The sequence below is a fragment of the Streptomyces chlorus genome (assembly GCF_042655885.1).
GTDB lineage: Bacteria > Actinomycetota > Actinomycetes > Streptomycetales > Streptomycetaceae > Streptomyces > Streptomyces chlorus.
Map to the genome: position 1 here is coordinate 44,143 of NZ_JBHSOA010000070.1, position 15,604 is coordinate 59,746.

At 70.3% G+C, this 15,604-nt stretch carries 12 protein-coding genes; 4 read left to right on the forward strand and 8 right to left on the reverse strand.

What is annotated here, in order from left to right; translation table 11 throughout:
* Positions 1-62 precede the first annotated feature (62 nt).
* Positions 63-2,687, reverse strand: a complete 2,625-nt coding sequence (locus tag ACFPZI_RS28355; protein WP_381368723.1) for an ABC transporter permease/substrate binding protein — start codon at positions 2,685-2,687, stop codon at positions 63-65.
* On the reverse strand, positions 2,680-3,768 hold the full coding sequence (locus ACFPZI_RS28360) for a quaternary amine ABC transporter ATP-binding protein (RefSeq protein ID WP_381368726.1): 1,089 nt from the start codon (positions 3,766-3,768) through the stop codon (positions 2,680-2,682). Before ACFPZI_RS28360 ends, ACFPZI_RS28355 begins: the two co-directional genes overlap by 8 nt.
* A 269-nt stretch (positions 3,769-4,037) precedes the next feature.
* On the opposite strand from ACFPZI_RS28360, the gene ACFPZI_RS28365 reads away from it, so the two are divergent.
* From ACFPZI_RS28365 to ACFPZI_RS28380, 4 genes are all read left to right on the forward strand, one after another.
* On the forward strand, positions 4,038-4,967 hold the full coding sequence (locus ACFPZI_RS28365) for a 5'-3' exonuclease (protein ID WP_381368983.1): 930 nt from the start codon (positions 4,038-4,040) through the stop codon (positions 4,965-4,967).
* Between the two features lie 83 nt (positions 4,968-5,050).
* Positions 5,051-5,905 carry a siderophore-interacting protein gene (locus tag ACFPZI_RS28370; protein ID WP_381368729.1) on the forward strand — a complete coding sequence of 285 codons (855 nt, stop codon included), beginning with the start codon at positions 5,051-5,053 and terminating at the stop codon, positions 5,903-5,905.
* Between the two features lie 187 nt (positions 5,906-6,092).
* Positions 6,093-6,380, forward strand: a complete 288-nt coding sequence (locus ACFPZI_RS28375) for a hypothetical protein (RefSeq protein WP_381368731.1) — start codon at positions 6,093-6,095, stop codon at positions 6,378-6,380.
* An 11-nt stretch (positions 6,381-6,391) separates the two neighbouring features.
* The gene (locus ACFPZI_RS28380) at positions 6,392-7,450 is read left to right on the forward strand and encodes an RluA family pseudouridine synthase (RefSeq protein ID WP_381368734.1); all 1,059 of its coding nucleotides are present in this window, start codon (positions 6,392-6,394) and stop codon (positions 7,448-7,450) included.
* Here ACFPZI_RS28380 and ACFPZI_RS28385 read toward each other — a convergent pair.
* From ACFPZI_RS28385 to ACFPZI_RS28410, 6 genes are all read right to left on the reverse strand, one after another.
* A complete protein-coding gene (locus tag ACFPZI_RS28385; RefSeq protein WP_381368737.1) occupies positions 7,444-9,021 on the reverse strand; it encodes a cytochrome P450 family protein in 1,578 nt (525 codons plus the stop codon). The genes ACFPZI_RS28380 and ACFPZI_RS28385 overlap by 7 nt on opposite strands.
* Before the next feature lie 56 nt (positions 9,022-9,077).
* A complete protein-coding gene (locus ACFPZI_RS28390; RefSeq protein ID WP_381368740.1) occupies positions 9,078-9,698 on the reverse strand; it encodes a GTP-binding protein in 621 nt (206 codons plus the stop codon).
* The gene (locus tag ACFPZI_RS28395) at positions 9,679-10,086 is read right to left on the reverse strand and encodes a DUF742 domain-containing protein (RefSeq protein ID WP_381368743.1); all 408 of its coding nucleotides are present in this window, start codon (positions 10,084-10,086) and stop codon (positions 9,679-9,681) included. The genes ACFPZI_RS28390 and ACFPZI_RS28395 overlap by 20 nt, the downstream gene beginning before the upstream one ends.
* The gene (locus ACFPZI_RS28400; protein ID WP_381368746.1) at positions 10,083-10,490 is read right to left on the reverse strand and encodes a roadblock/LC7 domain-containing protein; all 408 of its coding nucleotides are present in this window, start codon (positions 10,488-10,490) and stop codon (positions 10,083-10,085) included. The genes ACFPZI_RS28395 and ACFPZI_RS28400 overlap by 4 nt, the downstream gene beginning before the upstream one ends.
* Positions 10,487-12,121, reverse strand: a complete 1,635-nt coding sequence (locus ACFPZI_RS28405; RefSeq protein WP_381368749.1) for a sensor histidine kinase — start codon at positions 12,119-12,121, stop codon at positions 10,487-10,489. The genes ACFPZI_RS28400 and ACFPZI_RS28405 overlap by 4 nt, the downstream gene beginning before the upstream one ends.
* 534 nt (positions 12,122-12,655) lie before the next feature.
* The gene (locus ACFPZI_RS28410) at positions 12,656-15,511 is read right to left on the reverse strand and encodes a DEAD/DEAH box helicase (RefSeq protein WP_381368751.1); all 2,856 of its coding nucleotides are present in this window, start codon (positions 15,509-15,511) and stop codon (positions 12,656-12,658) included.
* Positions 15,512-15,604 lie beyond the last annotated feature (93 nt).

Here is a 15,604-nt window from a genome sequence, read left to right on the forward strand (position 1 = left end):
CCCTCGGGGCGAGCGGTGCGGCGTCACCACGGCAACCGGTGATCACCGTGGTGACGTCGCCGTCACTGCGGGGTCATGCGCCCCACCACGTCGGGGTGCTCCTCGAGCCAGGCGGCGACGGCCGCCTCCTCCTTGCCCTGGCCCCGGCCCTTGATCTCCTTCTCGAGCGTTCCGAGTTCGTCCTCGCTCATCGTGAACCCCTTGATCCACTTCGCGAGTTCGGGGTACTGCTCGGGGAACGCCTTGTTCGCGATGGTGCGGATGGTGTTGCCCTCGCCGAAGAGCTTCTTGTCATCCTTCAGCTTGGTCAGCTCGTACTCGCTGTACGACCAGTGCGGCGACCAGAGAACGACCGCGACGGGCTCCTTCTTGGAGTAGGCACGCTTGAGCTCGGCCAGCATCGCCGGCGTGGAGCCGTCGACGACCTTGTACTCCTTGTCCAGGCCGTAGCCCGGCAGAACCTTGTTCTTGAGCAGGTCCATCTGGCCGGTGCCCGGTTCGATGCCGATGATCCGCCCGTCGAACAGGTCGGCCTTGCCCTTGAGGTCCTCGAAGGACTCGACGCCCTCGACGTACGACGGAACGGCGACGTCCAGGGAGGTCGGCTCGTACCAGGTGCCGAGGTCGACCAGCTTGTCCTTGCTCTGGTCCCAGAAGTTCTTCTGGGCATGGGGCAGCCAGGCGTCGAAGTTGAGGTCGATGTCCCCGGTGGAGAGGCCGGTGTAGACCGGGCCGACCTCCATCTGCTTCAGGTTCGTCTTGTAGCCGCGCCGCTCGAGGACGTTCTTCCACAGGTAGGTGATCGCGATGTCCTCCTCCCAGGGGAACCACGCGACGGTCAGCGGGCGCTTCGCCTCGGCCGGTGCGGCGGTGGAACCGGACTTCACCGGCGCCAGCTTGTCGACGACGCCCGGGTGGTCCTTGAGCCAGGCGCGGACGGCATCCTGCTGCTTGCCCTTGCCGGCCTTGTTGATCTCGGCCTCCAGGCTGGTGAGTTCCTCCTCGGTCATCGAGAAGTCCTTCATCCACTGGCCGACGGTGGGGTTCTCGGCGGTGAAGCCCTTGCGTGCCAGGGTGTGCACGCCGTCGCCCTCGCCCCAGGTGCCCTTGGGGTCCTTCAGCTTCTTCAGGTCGTAGTCGCTGTACGCCCAGTGCGGCGACCAGAGTGTGACGACGACCGGTTCCTGCTTGCTGTAGGCGCGCTTGAGCTCGGCCAGCATCGCCGGCGTGGAGCTGTCGACGACCTTGTACTCCTTGTCCAGGCCGTAGCCCGGCAGAACCTTGTTCTTGAGCAGGCCCATCATTCCGGCGCTGGACTCGATGCCGGTGATCTCCCCGCCGAAGGTGCCGGCCTTGCCCTTGAGGTCCTCGAGGGAGTCGAAGTCCTCCATGTAGGCGGGCACGGCGAGTTCGAGCGACGTCTCCTCGTACCAGGTGCCGAGGTCCTCGAGCTGCTTGCCGTACTTCTTCCAGTACGCGTCGTGGGTGGTGGGCAGCCACGCGTCCGTCTGGAAGTCGATGTTGCCCTGCGCGAGCGCGGTGTAGAGCGGGCCCGCGTCGAACTGCGTGGCCTCGACCTCGAAGCCCCGCTGCTCGAGGACCTCCTTCCACAGGAAGGTGGAGGCGACGCCCTCGTCCCAGGGGATGTAACCGATGGAGATCTTCTTGCCGTTGCCGACGTTCTCGGCGTCGGCGACGGTGTCCGTACCGCCGCTCTTGCCGATGCCGCCGAAGATGCCCATGCCACCGGCCACCAGGGCCAGGACGACGACACCGATCACGGCGACCTGCGGGCGCGGCCGGTAGGACCAGATCTTCAGTCCCTGCGCGGCGCGGGCCTTGGCGGCGGCGCGGCGGCCGAGCGGGGACACCTGGGTGCCCAGGGCACTGGTCATGCGGTCGAGGTAGATCGCCAGGATGACGATGGCGAGGCCGGACTCGGCGCCGAGACCGACGTTGAGCTGGCCGATGGCCTCGATGACGGCGCCACCGAGGCCGCCGGTGCCGACCATGCCGGCGATCGCGGCCATGGACAGGCCGAGCATGATCACCTGGTTGACGCCCGCCATCACGGTGGGCAGCGCCAGCGGCAGCTGGACGCGCAGCAGGGTGTTGCGGGGCGTGGTGCCGAACGCCTCGGCCGCCTCCACGAGGTCCTTGTCGACCTGGCGGATGCCCAGCTCGGTCATGCGCACGCCGGGGGCGAGCGCGAAGATCAGGGTGGCGACGATGCCGGGGGCGGAGCCGGTCCCGAAGAAGAGGATCGCCGGGATGAGGTAGATCATCGCGGGCAGCGTCTGCATGAAGTCGAGGACCGGGCGCACGAAGGCGCTGACCCGGTCCGAGCGTGCCGCCCAGATGCCCACGGGCACGGCTATGACGAGCGCGATGACGGTGGCGACGACGACCAGGGCCAGCGTCACCATCGAGTCCTCCCACAGTTCGAGGGAGTCGATGAAGGCGAATCCCACGAAGGTGAGGACACCGGCGACGGTGCCGCGCAGCCAGAAGGCGATCACCGCGAAGATACCGGCGAGCAGCAGCGGCTCGGGCGCCTGGAGGACGGCGTTGACGCCGTCGTAGGCGCCGGTGAAGACGGCTTTGAAGAAGTCGAACAGCCAGGCCACATGGGCCAGCAGCCAGTCGACGGCGCTGTTGACCCAATCGCCGAGCGAAATCCTAGGCACGGGCCAACACCTTCTCGCCCTCGCCGCGCGGGGAGTCGCAGGTGCCGGGGGCACCGTCCTCGTCGCCGATGAAGCCGACGAGTCGCTGCCGGGGCACTACGCCGATGACCGTGCCCTCGCCGTCGAGGACCGCCACGGGGTGCGCCGCGCGGGCGCTCATCGCGCACAGGTCGGTGAACGGCGTCTGCGCCGTCGCGGTCTCGCAGGCGCAGTCGGCCTCGTCGCCGCGCACCTCCTGCTCCATCACGGCTCCGGCGGTCAGCACCCGGGAGCGGTCGACGTCCTGGGTGAAGGAGGCGACGTAGTCGTTGGCGGGGCGGATGAGGATGTCCTGCGCGGTGCCGATCTGCACGATGCGGCCGTCACGCATCATCGCGATGCGGTCGCCCAGGCGCATGGCCTCGTTGAGGTCGTGCGTGATGAAGACGATCGTCTTCTTCAGTTTCTTCTGCAGCTCCACCAGCTGGTCCTGCATGTCGCGGCGGATCAGCGGGTCGAGCGCGCTGAAGGACTCGTCCATCAGCAGCAGGTCGGCGTCGGTCGCGAGCGCGCGGGCCAGGCCGACCCGCTGCTGCATGCCGCCGGACAGTTCGTCGGGCCAGGACCGCTCCCAGCCGGCCAGGCCACACAGGGCGAGCGCCTCGTCGGCGCGGCGTTCGCGCTCGGCGCGGGGCACGCCCTGCACTTCCAGGCCGTACGCGGCGTTCTCGCGAACGCTGCGGTGCGGGAAGAGCGCGAAGTGCTGGAAGACCATGCTGATCTTCTTGGAACGGACCTCGCGCAGCTCGCGGTCGGACAGCGCGGTGAGATCCTGGCCGTCGAATCGCACCTGTCCGGCGGTCGGCTCCGACAGGCCGTTCAGCATGCGCAGCAGGGTGGACTTGCCGGAACCGGACAGGCCCATGACGACGAAGATCTCGCCGGGTTCCACGGTGAACGAGACGTCGATGACGGCTGCCGTGGTGCCCTGGGCACGCAACTCCTCACGTTCGGCCTTGTTCTGACGCAGTCTCTCGACCGCCTGGCCCGGTCGTCTGCCGAACACCTTGTACAGATGCTCGGCCTCTAGCCTCGTTGACACGCGTACCTCTTGGCTCGACAGCAAGGGAGAGGAGCGGCACCCGTCGGGCGGTTCACGGGTTCCTGACAGCTGAACCCGCAACCGGCGTCACTCCGGAGCCGCGTCTCCCCCGTTTCGCCGGTCGCAAACACGTACGTGTCCTGCTTCACAATCGGGCCGCCTCGTCCGACGGGTGACTCACGCTTCAAGGGCCCCCTCGTATACGACGGGTGTCGCGTCCCGCCTCGCGGTCATGCGGCTGCGGGGCACTGTCGGTGGCGTGCGGCATGATGCGGAGCGTGACCGGACGACTGATGCTGCTCGATACCGCCTCCCTCTATTTCCGTGCCTACTTCGGTGTCCCGGACTCCGTCAGGGCCCCGGACGGCTCGCCGGTGAACGCCGTGCGCGGGCTGCTCGACTTCATCGACCGCCTGGTCAAGGACCATCACCCGGACGATCTGGTGGCGTGCATGGACGCCGACTGGCGCCCGGCGTGGCGGGTGGAGCTGATCCCCTCCTACAAGGCGCACCGCGTGGCCGAGGAGCGTCCGTCGGGCCCCGACGAGGAGGAGGTGCCCGACGCGCTGTCCCCGCAGGTGCCGGTCATCGAGGCCGTTCTGGACGCCATCGGCATCGCGCGCGTGGGCGTCGCCGCGTACGAGGCGGACGACGTGATCGGTACGTTCACCGCGCGGGCGCGCGGTCCGGTGGACATCGTCACCGGCGACCGCGACCTGTACCAGCTGGTGGACGACGCGCGCGGGGTGCGGGTGCTGTATCCGCTCAAGGGTGTCGGAACGCTCCGGATCACCGACGAGGCCGTGCTGCGCGAGAAGTACGGGGTGGGTGGCGCGGGGTACGCGGATCTGGCACTGCTGCGCGGCGACCCGAGCGACGGCCTGCCGGGCGTGCCGGGGGTGGGCGAGAAGACGGCCGCCAAGCTGCTGGCCGAGTTCGGCGATCTGGCCGGGATCCTGGCGGCGGTCGACGATCCGAAGGCCAGGCTCACCCCGATCCAGCGCAAGCGCCTCACCGAGGCGCACCCGTATCTGGCGGTCGCCCCGAAGGTCGTCCGGGTCGCGGACGACGTCCCGCTCCCGGAGGTCGACACGGCACTGCCGCGGGCGCCGCGCGACCCGGACGCCGTACGGGAACTGGCGACCCGCTGGGGCCTCGGCGGCTCCCTGGAGCGGCTGCTGACGACCCTCGCGCGGTAGGAATCCCTGCCGGTGTGCACAGGTAATCGCCGAACGGAGGTGCTAACTTAGGTAAACCTAACTGATGGACAGGGAGACCCCACATGGCACAGCGACCGGGACGCCAGCCGCGCACACCCCACTCCGGGGAGGTGCTTCGCACCGAGCGGCTGACCCCACACATGCAGCGGGTGGTGCTGGGCGGCGAGGGCCTGGCCGACTTCACGGCGGACACCTGCACCGACCACTACGTGAAGCTGCTGTTCCCCGCCGAGGGCGTCACCTACCCGGAGCCGTTCGACATGCGGCGGATCCGCGAGGAGTTCCCGCGCGACCAGTGGCCGGTGACCCGGACGTACACCGTGCGCCACTGGGACGCCGAGCAGCGCGAGCTGACGCTGGACTTCGTGATCCACGGCGACGAAGGGCTGGCGGGTCCCTGGGCCCGGCGGGTCCTGTCGGGCGAGACGGTGCTCTTCACCGGTCCCGGCGGCGCCTACGCCCCCGATCCGAGTGCCGACTGGCATCTGCTGGTGGGTGACGAGAGCGCGCTGCCCGCGATCGCCCGGTCGCTGGAGGCCTTGCCGAGCGGGGCCAGGGTGTACGCCTTCGTGGAGGTCGAGGGTCCCCAGGAGGAGCAGAAGATCGACTCCGAGGTGGCGGTCACCTGGCTGCACCGGGGGGACCGTCCGGTCGGCGAGGCGCTGGTGGAGGCCGTGCAGGGGCTGGAGTTTCCCGAGGGCCGGGTGCATGCCTTCGTCCACGGCGAGGCGCACTTCGTGAAGGAGCTGCGCCATCTGCTGCGGGTCGAGCGGCAGATCGCTCGCGAGGACCTCTCGATCTCCGGTTACTGGCGGCGTGGTCACAACGAGGACGGCTGGCAGGCCTCGAAGCAGGAGTGGAACGCACGGGTCGAGGCGGAGCAGGAGCAGGCGGAGTCGCCGGCCGCGGCCGGCTGAGCCGCCACCGAGTCACCGCTGAGCCACACCTGAACCACCGCTGATCCGCTGCCCTGGCCGAACCGGCATCCCGGGGTCCCGGCCGGCACACGCAGCGGCGCCGGTCGGGTGAACCCCGGCCCCCGCGCCGCGGCGGACGGCGTGGCGCGGCGTCCCGCCCCCGCCCGCTGCCAGAGGATCCGGGCGCGTGACAAACACCTTCGAAGAACTCGTGGCCAAACAGCGCGCGGCGGACGAGGCGCACGTCCGCGTGCGCCATCTGCAGGAGACGTACGGGCCTCCCACGCACACCCAGTGGAGTAGCCGGCAGACCACTACCTGGGAAACGGCCTGGCGGGCCTGGCGCGACCTCGCCCGTGACGTCCAAGTGGCGGTGAGCGAATTCGCCCGGGCCGAGGGGAAACCGCGCCACGTGGTCGAGGCCGAGATCAAGCAGGCGGTACGGCACGAGCAACAGGGCGGGGCGGACGCGTAGCCTTGGCCCTCGTGACCCGCAGACGCAGGACCGTCCCGCCCTCCCCGCTGCCGCAGCGCGACGGTGTGGACCCGGTGCGGGTGCGCCTGCCCGGCACGGGGCAGTGGGCCACCGTACGGGACCATCTCGTGGCCCGGCTCCCGGCCGGCTCCGGTGTTGTTGACGGCATGTTCGACGCGGGGCTGATCGTGGGCGCGGACGGGCGGCCCGTGTCGGCCGACGCCCCCTGTGTGCCAGGGCTGTTCGTATGGTTCCACCGGGAGCTGCCGGCCGAGATGCCGGTGCCCTTCCCGCTGGAGGTCGTGTACCGGGACGAGCACATCGTCGTCGCCGACAAACCCCACTTCCTGGCCACCACACCGCGCGGCAGCCATGTCACCCAGACCGCGCTGGCCCGGCTGCGCCGCGAGCTGGGCATCCCGCTGCTGGGCGCCGCGCACCGCCTCGACCGGCTCACCGCCGGGCTGGTGCTGTTCACCGTGCGGCCCGAGGAGCGTGGCGCGTACCAGACGCTGTTCCGCGACCGGCTGATCCACAAGGAGTACGAGGCCGTCGCCCCCCACGATCCGGCGCTCGCCCTGCCCCGGACCGTGCGCAACCGGATCGTGAAGGAGCGCGGGGTGCTGACCGCCCGCGAGGTCGAGGGCGAGCCGAACGCGCTCAGCCGGGTCGAGCTCCTGGACCACCGGGCCGACGGCCTCGCCCGGTACCGGCTGGTCCCCGGCACCGGGCAGACCCATCAGCTGCGGGTGCACATGAGCACCCTGGGCGTGCCGATCCTCGGCGACCCCCTGTATCCGGAGGTCACCGGCCTCGTCCCGGCCGGTGATTTCCGGCGACCGCTGCAACTGCTGGCGCGGGCACTGGAGTTCACCGACCCGGTGACGGGGGCGCGGCACCGGCTGCGCAGTGGCCGAACGCTCGCGGCATGGACCTCGTACGGGGACTGGGCCGCAGAGGACCACGCCGCCAAGGACTGCGCCTCGGACGACCGCGCCGCCGAGGCACGGACCACCGTGGACCAGGCCGCTGCGGATCGGCCCCCGGCGCCCCGGGCCTCCGGTCAGTAGCCGCGCCACCAGCTCAGGAAGCGCTGCCAGGCGCCCGGCGCGCGGGCCGGTTCCGCGGGGCCGGCGGCGACCGACGGCTCGGCGACCGACGGCTCGGCGACCAGCGGCTCGGCCGACTGCGCGCCCGGTGTCCCTGCCGTGGCCGCGGGCCGCGGGGCGGGGACGTCATGGTGCTCGGACGGATCGGGGCGGGTGGCGGGCGACGGTGCCGGCTCCCCCGGTTCGGGACTGCCGATGTGCCAGTCGCGGCGCGGGGCCGCCGGCCGGTGGTCGTGGTTCGGCTGCTCGGTGACGTCCTGCGGCGCCCTCGGGGTGAACCGGGCGGGCAGTTCGACGAGATGGCGCGAGGCGATCGACTCGGTGTGGCGCAGGTCCTCGTCGTCGACGTCGAGTTCGAGGTCGGGCAGCCGCATCAGCAGCGCGTCGACACCGATCTCGGCGATGGCGCGTCCGATGTCCTGCCCGGGGCACTCGTGCGGGCCGCCGCTGAAGGCGAGGTGGGAGCGGTTGCCCTGCATGTGGGCGGTCGGGTCCGGGCGTACCCGAGGGTCGACGTTGGCCGGGGCCGGAGCGAACAGCAGTCCGTCGCCCCGGCGGATGTGCTGGCCGCCGAGTTCCGTCTCCTGCTTGGCGAAGTAGGCGAAGATGGTACTGAACGGCGGCTCGTCCCAGAGCAGTTGCTCCACCGCCTCCGGCACGGTCATCTGTCCGCCGTTGAGCTGGGCCCGGAAGCGCGGGTCGACCAGCACCGTGCGCAGCACGTTGGCGAGGAGGTTGGCGGTCGACTCGTAGGCGGCGATGAGCACCACCCGCAGGTGCTCCCTGACCTCGTCGTCGGTCAGTCCGGCCGGGTGGGTGATGAGATGGCTGGCGAAGTCCTCCTGCTGTTCCAGCCTGCGGCGCGCGGTGAGCCGGCCCAGCACGTCCATGACGTACGCGTTGCTGGCGATGGCGGTCTCGGTGCCCCTGATCATGTCGCGGGCCGACTCGACCATCCGGTCGTTGTACTCGTCGGGCATGCCGAGGATGTGGCACATCACGGCCATCGGCAGGTGCTCGGCGTACTGGCTGACGACCTCGGCCTCGCCCACTTCGCAGAACCGGTTGACGAGACGCTGGGTGCAGCGGTTGATATGCCGGCGCAGACTGCGGAAGTCGATGGTCGACACGGCGAAGTCGATCACGCCGCGCAGCCGCTCGTGTTCGTCGCCCTCGGCGTGGGCGCACATCGGCTGCCAGGCGATGTGCGGCATCAGCGGGTGGTCGGGTTTGACCAGGCCGTCCCGGAGCGGGGACCAGATACGGCTGTCCTTGGTGTACTGCGCGGGGGTGCGTACCATGTGCAGGTTCTCGGCGTGGCCGAGGACCACCCACACCGGCACGTCGTCGTGGAGCAGCGCGGGCGCCACGGGGCCGTGTGCGGCGCGGAGTTCCTCGTACAGGTTCTTCAGGTCCGCCGATTCGTGCAGCCGGTGCAGTCCCCCGGGGCCCTGGCCGTGTGCGGGGCAGCCGGGGGGCGGGGCGACCCGGGAGTCGTCCGTTCCGGTCGGGGAGTGGGATTCAGGCGTCACAGTGGTCGCTCCGGAAAACAGGGGGAGAGCAGGGGGGGAGAGCAGGGGTCGGGGTGTCAGATGCGCGAGCCCGTCATGGCGAGCGAGTGCAGGAACCGCATCAGCGTGATCAGTACGTCCCGGCTGGAGGCGCGGCGTCGCACATCGCAGTCCATGATCGGGACGTCCTCGGACAGGTCGAGTGCCGTCCGCAGATCCGCGACCGGGTAACGGGGCGCGTCCGGGAAGGTGTTGACGGCGACGACGAAGGGGACGCCGCGTTCCTCCAGTCGTCCCATGACGTCGAAGCTGACTTCCAGGCGGCGCGTGTCGACCAGCACCACCGCGCCGAGCGCCCCCTCGAACAGCCCGTTCCACAGGAACCAGAAACGCTCCTGGCCCGGGGTGCCGAAGAGGTAGAGCACCAGCTGCTCGGTGATCTTGATGCGGCCGAAGTCCATGGCCACCGTGGTGGCGGTCTTGGACGCGGACCCGAAGTTGTCGTCGACTCCGACGCCGGCCTGGGTCATGGTCTCCTCGGTGGTCAGCGGCTTGATCTCGCTGACCGACCCGACCATGGTCGTCTTGCCGACCCCGAAGCCGCCCACGATCACGATCTTCGCCGCGGCCTCGGCCGTGTGCGGCAGCTGATCCTCGGTCCGTGGGCCCGGGATGGTCTCAGAGCCTTTGAAGTCCATGCATCACCGCTTCGAGAAGGGAACGGTCGGGCAGCGCCTTGCGGACGATCGGGGCGCGCGCCTGTACCAGTTCCGCCGTCAGCATGTCGGTGAGCAGCACGGTCACCACGCCGAACGGCAGGCTGAGGTAGGCCGAGAGTTCGGCCACGGACAGGGGGGCGGCGCAGAGCCGGAGCAGTGCCGCCTGCTCGGGCGTGGCGGAGGGCGGGGGGTCCTCGACGCGCGCCACGATCAGTGTCACGAGGTCGAGGTCCGCGCGGTTCCCGTCCGCACCGGCGACGACGTACAGCCGCTCCGGGTTGGGCCGTTCATCCTCCTTCTTGTCCTGGGCCGGTTGCGGAGGAGGGTCTTCCTGCGGGGAGCGCCTCTGGCGTTGCGGAGGAGTCATACGGTCGTCCCGTTCCGGCGGGGCGGGCTGGTGAGATGGGCGCCGATGCGGACGACGAGGTCGCGCATCATGGCCCCCATCCGCCCGGGTTCACAGGTCATGTCGGAGAGCACCGCGAGATAGGCGTTGGCGCCGGCGGCCATCAGGTAGAAGTAGCCGCCGCTGATCTCGATGATCACCATCTTCATCTCGCCGTCGCTGCGCGGGAGTTCCCCGGCGACGGCACCGGCGAGGCTCTGCACGCCGGCGCAGGCCGCGGCGACCCGGTCGGCGGCGTCCGGCTCGCCGCCGAAGCGGGCGATGCGCAGGCCGTCGGCCGAGAGCACCACGATCATCTCGACGCCGGGTACGCCGTCGGCGAGCTCCTTGAGCATCCAGTCGAAGTTGGCGCGTTGCTGGATCACTTGAGGTCCCCCTCGTCGTCGGCCTCGGTGCGGGCCGGTTCGTTGATCAGATGCAGGTACGCGGTCGGATTCCGGGTGAAGTCGGTGGGATGGACGCCGGGTTCGAGGTCCTTCTTCAGGCCGTCCCAGAACGCGTCGACCCACAGCCCGGGTTCGCGCTCGTCCTTCGGCTCGGCCGGTTCGGGCTCGGGTGCCGGCCAGGGGGACCGGGTTGTCTCGCCCCGCTCGGCGGCCTCCCGCTCGGCCCGTTCGGCGGCGGCCTGCTCGGCGTACCGCTGGGTCAGCGACGTCTTCACCCGGCTGCGGCGCTGCGGCAGCCCGTTGGAGGTCCATTCGGTGACCTCGGGGACGTCGTCCTCCATGGAGACGGTGGCGGGGATGCTCGGGCTGGTGGGGCGGCGCTTCTTGGGGACGCGCTTGGGGCCCGGGAGCGCGTCGACCTGCATGGGCACCGCGGTTGCGCCGATGCCGTGGGCGAGACCGACGCCGGGCTCGGTGGTCATCATGTTGCTCGGCACGATGAGGACCGCGCGGACGCCGCCGTAGGCGGAGGATCGCAGCGAGACCTGCATCTTGTACCCGGAGCAGAGCCGGCCGATGACGGCGAGGCCCAGCCGGGGGCTGGTGCCGAGGTCCTGGAGGTCGACGCCCGCCTTGGCCTTCTCCAGTTTGTCCTCGATCCGGGCCCGCGCCTTCTCGTCGAGGCTGACTCCGGCGTCCTCGATCTCGATGGCGACGCCGGTCTGCACCTCGATGGCGGTGACGTGGACCTTGGTGTGGGGCGGCGAGTAGCGCGTGGCGTTGTCGAGGAGTTCGGCGACGGCGTGGATGACCGGCTCGACGGAGATGCCCTTGATGTTGACCTTGGCGATGGACTTCAGGTCGATGCGCCGGTACTCGAGGATGCGGGACATCGCGCCGCGCAGCACGCTGTAGAGGGCGACGGGCTCGGGCCACTGGCGTCCGGGGCGGCCACCGCCGAGTACGGAGATGGAGTCGGCGAGGCGGCCGATCAGCGCGGTGCCGTGGTCGATGCGCAGCAGGTCGTCGAAGACCTCGGGGTTGCGGCCGTGGTCCTCCTCCATCTCCCTCAGTTCCTTGGCCTGCTGGTGGACGATCGCCTGGACGCGGCGGGCGATGCTGACGAAGGAGCGCTGGGAGGAGTCGCGCAGGGTTTCCTCGTCGTCGATGATCTTCAGCATCGACTTGAGCAGCTTGATCTGGTACTCGGGCAGATCAAGCCAGGCCGGGTTGACCTCCTTGAGGTGGAGGAGCACTTCCCTGGGAGTGTTTCCGCGGTGCAGGAAGTCCAGAGCCTCGGGGACCACGGCGTCCGTGAAGTGCAGCGTCTCCGTGTCATGGGCGGCGATACGGGCTTCCAGATACGCGCGGTGACGGTCGTGTTCGGCTCGCTCGTCCCGCAGGGCGCGGCCGCGGCGCACCGCCTCGGCCGCGGCGACGATCACCAGCAGGGTGGCGACGACACCACAGGCGCCGACGGCGATCCGGGCGGGCTCCGTCACCAGGGCAACAGCGGCTCCTGTTGCCGCGGCCATCACTATGGCCGGCAGCAACAGCACGCGCGTGTAGGGAAGTTCGCGGCGACCGGGCGGGGATTGAACACTCACCATGTAGGCCTCTGAAAACGAATCGGCTGACGGTCGGGGGACATGCGGGTGGGGATGGACCGGGAAATCATGGGAATCATCCGCGTAATAGGGAACAGACACACGAATTCATCCCAACTCGGTGCGCTGCGGGCGAGCTTAGTCCGACAGGATCAACGCCGTGTCATATTCGGCAAGTGCCGGAAATGACCCCTGGGACAGGAGTACGCTCGGGCCCATTTGCACGCCGAGACACTGTCCGAACACTCACTGTAATGACATGCGGGTATACGAAAATCACTCACCGCGCAGGGTGAAGAACGCCGCCGACGGCCGCGGAACCATCCGGTCCCAGGGTCTTTCATGTGGATCAGGCCGGACCCCGCGAGCCCGGCATGATCCACACGAGAGGCCCTGGCCCGGCGGGGGCGCGGCGGACGCCGAAGCCCGGCGCGCACGGAGCGCGCCGGGCTTCACTGTGAACCGGCCGGGCCGGACCCGTCGGCCGGCCCTGTTGGCGAGGTGGGGTGGGCGGGACGGCGCGAGCCACCGGGGCGGTCAGCCCACTGAGGAGTAGGCCACCACTCCGCGCAGCAGTCCGTCCACCGCCTTGCGGGCATTCTTCGCGACCGTGGAGCCCTCCACCGCCGGTGCCGCGGCCGAGATCTGGCCGAGCACGTCGATGACCTGCTTGCACCAGCGCACGAAGTCCCCCGCCGGCATCTCCACCTCGCGCAGCACCTCGTCGAGGCCCTTGCCGGACGCCCACAGGTAGGCCGCCCAGGCGAAGCCGAGGTCGGGTTCACGCTGGCCCACGCCCTCGGTCTGGGTGATCCGGAAGTCCTCCTCCAGGGCGTCCAGCCGCCCCCAGATACGGACCATCTCGCCGAGCGCGGCCTTCGCCTTGCCGGAGGGCACCTTGGGCGCCGCCGCGTCGTCGCTGACCCGGGCCTCGTACACCAGCGCCGAGACACAGGCGGCGAGTTCGGCCGGGCCCAGCTGCTCCCAGACGCCCTCGCGCAGGCATTCGCTGGCCAGCAGGTCGAGTTCGCCGTACAGCCGGGCGAGCCGCTTGCCGTGTGCGGTGACCTCGTCGCCGCGCAGGTAGTCCAGTTCGGTCAGCAGGGCGACGATACGGTCGAAGGTGCGGGCGATGGTGTTCGTCCGGCCCTCGATGCGCCGCTCCAGCTGCTTGGTGTCCCGCCGCAGCCGGTGGTAGCGCTCGGCCCAGCGGGCATGGTCCTCGCGGTCGTCGCAGCCGTGGCACGGGTGCGCCCGGATCGCCTTGCGCAGCCGGTCGATCTCCCGGTCGTCGGCCGCCTGGGAGCGCCGCTTGCGGTGCCGCTCCGGCTCGATGTGCCCGGCCTTGGTACGCAGTGCGGAAGCCAGGTCGCGGCGGGACTGCGGCGAGCGCGCGTTGAACGACTTCGGGATCCGCATCCGGTCCAGCGCCTCGACGGGCACCGGAAAGTCGATCGACACCAGCCGCTTGACCTGCCGTTCCGCGGTCAGCACCAGGGGGCGCGGCCCGTCGTGGTACTCGACGCCGCGCTGCCCGCCCGCACGGCCCGCGGGCAGCCCCGGGTCGAGGACCAGGGCCAGCCCGGTGTACTTGCCGGCGGGTACGTGGATGATGTCGCCGGGCTTGAGCTTCTCCAGGGCGACGGCCGCCTCCGCGTGCCGCTGCGCCGCGCCCTGGCGGACCAGCTCCGTCTCCCGGTCCTTCAGATCGCGGCGCAGCCGCGCGTACTCCTCGAAGTCGCCGAGGTGGCAGGTCATGGAGGCCTGGTAGCCCTCGAGGCCTTCCTCGTTTCGCTGCACCTGCCGCGAGATCCCGACCACCGAACGGTCCGCCTGGAACTGGGCGAACGACGTCTCCAGCAGCTCGCGCGAGCGGTGCCGGCCGAACTGCTCGACCAGGTTGACCGCCATGTTGTACGACGGCCTGAAACTGGAGCGCAGCGGATAGGTGCGGGTGCCGGCCAGCCCCGCGAGGTGCTCGGGGTTCATGCCGCGCTGCCACAGCACGACCGCGTGGCCCTCGACATCGATGCCGCGCCGGCCGGCCCGGCCGGTCAGCTGGGTGTACTCGCCGGGGGTGATGTCGGCGTGCTGCTCGCCGTTCCACTTGACGAGCTTCTCCAGCACCACCGAGCGGGCGGGCATGTTGATGCCCAGGGCGAGGGTCTCGGTCGCGAAGACCGCCTTGACCAGGCCGCGGACGAACAGCTCCTCGACGACCTCCTTGAACGTCGGCAGCATGCCCGCGTGGTGGGCCGCGATGCCGCACTCCAGGCCCTCCAGCCACTCGTAGTAGCCGAGGACGTGCAGGTCCTCGGTGGGGATGGAGGCGGTGCGCTCCTCGACGAGGGAGCGGACCTGCTCCCGCGCCTGGTCGTCGTTGAGCCGCAGCCCCGCGTACAGGCACTGCTGGACGGCGGCCTCGCAGGCGGCGCGGCTGAAGATGAAGGTGATGGCGGGCAGCAGGCCCTGGGCGTCGAGCCGCTCGATCACCTCGGGCCGGCCCGGTGTCCAGACCCGCGTGCGCTGTCTGCGCTCCCGCTCCCGGTCCGCCTCGCGCATGTTCCGGCCGCGGCGCCGGTCGCCCCACGACGGGCGGGTCGCCTCCATCCGGGCCATCCGCGTGAGGTCGGGGTTGACGGCCTTCTTCTGGCCCTCGCCCTCCTCGAACAGGTCGTAGATCCGGCGCCCGGCGAGTACGTGCTGGAACAACGGCACGGGCCGGTGCTCGGAGACGATGACCTCGGTGTGGCCGCGGACGGTGTCCAGCCAGTCGCCGAACTCCTCCGCGTTCGACACCGTCGCCGAGAGGGAGACCAGGGTCACCGACTCGGGGAGGTGGATGATCACTTCCTCCCAGACGGCACCCCGGAAGCGGTCGGAGAGGTAGTGCACCTCGTCCATGACCACGTAGCCGAGGCCGAGGAGCGTCTGCGAGCCCGCGTACAGCATGTTCCGCAGCACCTCGGTGGTCATCACGACCACGGGGGCACCGGAGTTGACGCTGTTGTCACCGGTGAGCAGGCCGACCTTGTCGGCGCCGTAACGGCGGCACAGGTCGGCGTACTTCTGGTTCGACAGCGCCTTGATGGGCGTCGTGTAGAAGCACTTCTTGCCCTGCTGGAGGGCGAGGTGGACGGCGAACTCGCCGACGATCGTCTTGCCCGAGCCGGTGGGCGCGGCCACCAGCACGCCCTTCCCCGCTTCGAGCGCCTGGCAGGCCTCGATCTGGAAGGGGTCGAGGCCGAAGTCGTACATCTCGCGGAAGGAGGCGAGTGCGGTGGCCTGCTCGGCAGCGCGCCTGCGTGCTGCCGCGTACCGCTCGGCCGGTGAAAGATCCTCTGTCATCGTGCTTTCGAGCGTACCGGGCCGCACCGACAACAGGACGATCATTATCCGGATCCACACCCGCCGGCCCTCGGTCCGCCCAGCTCAGGGGCGGTTCCGCCCGGCTCAGGGGCGGTTCCGCCCGGCTCAGGGGCGGTT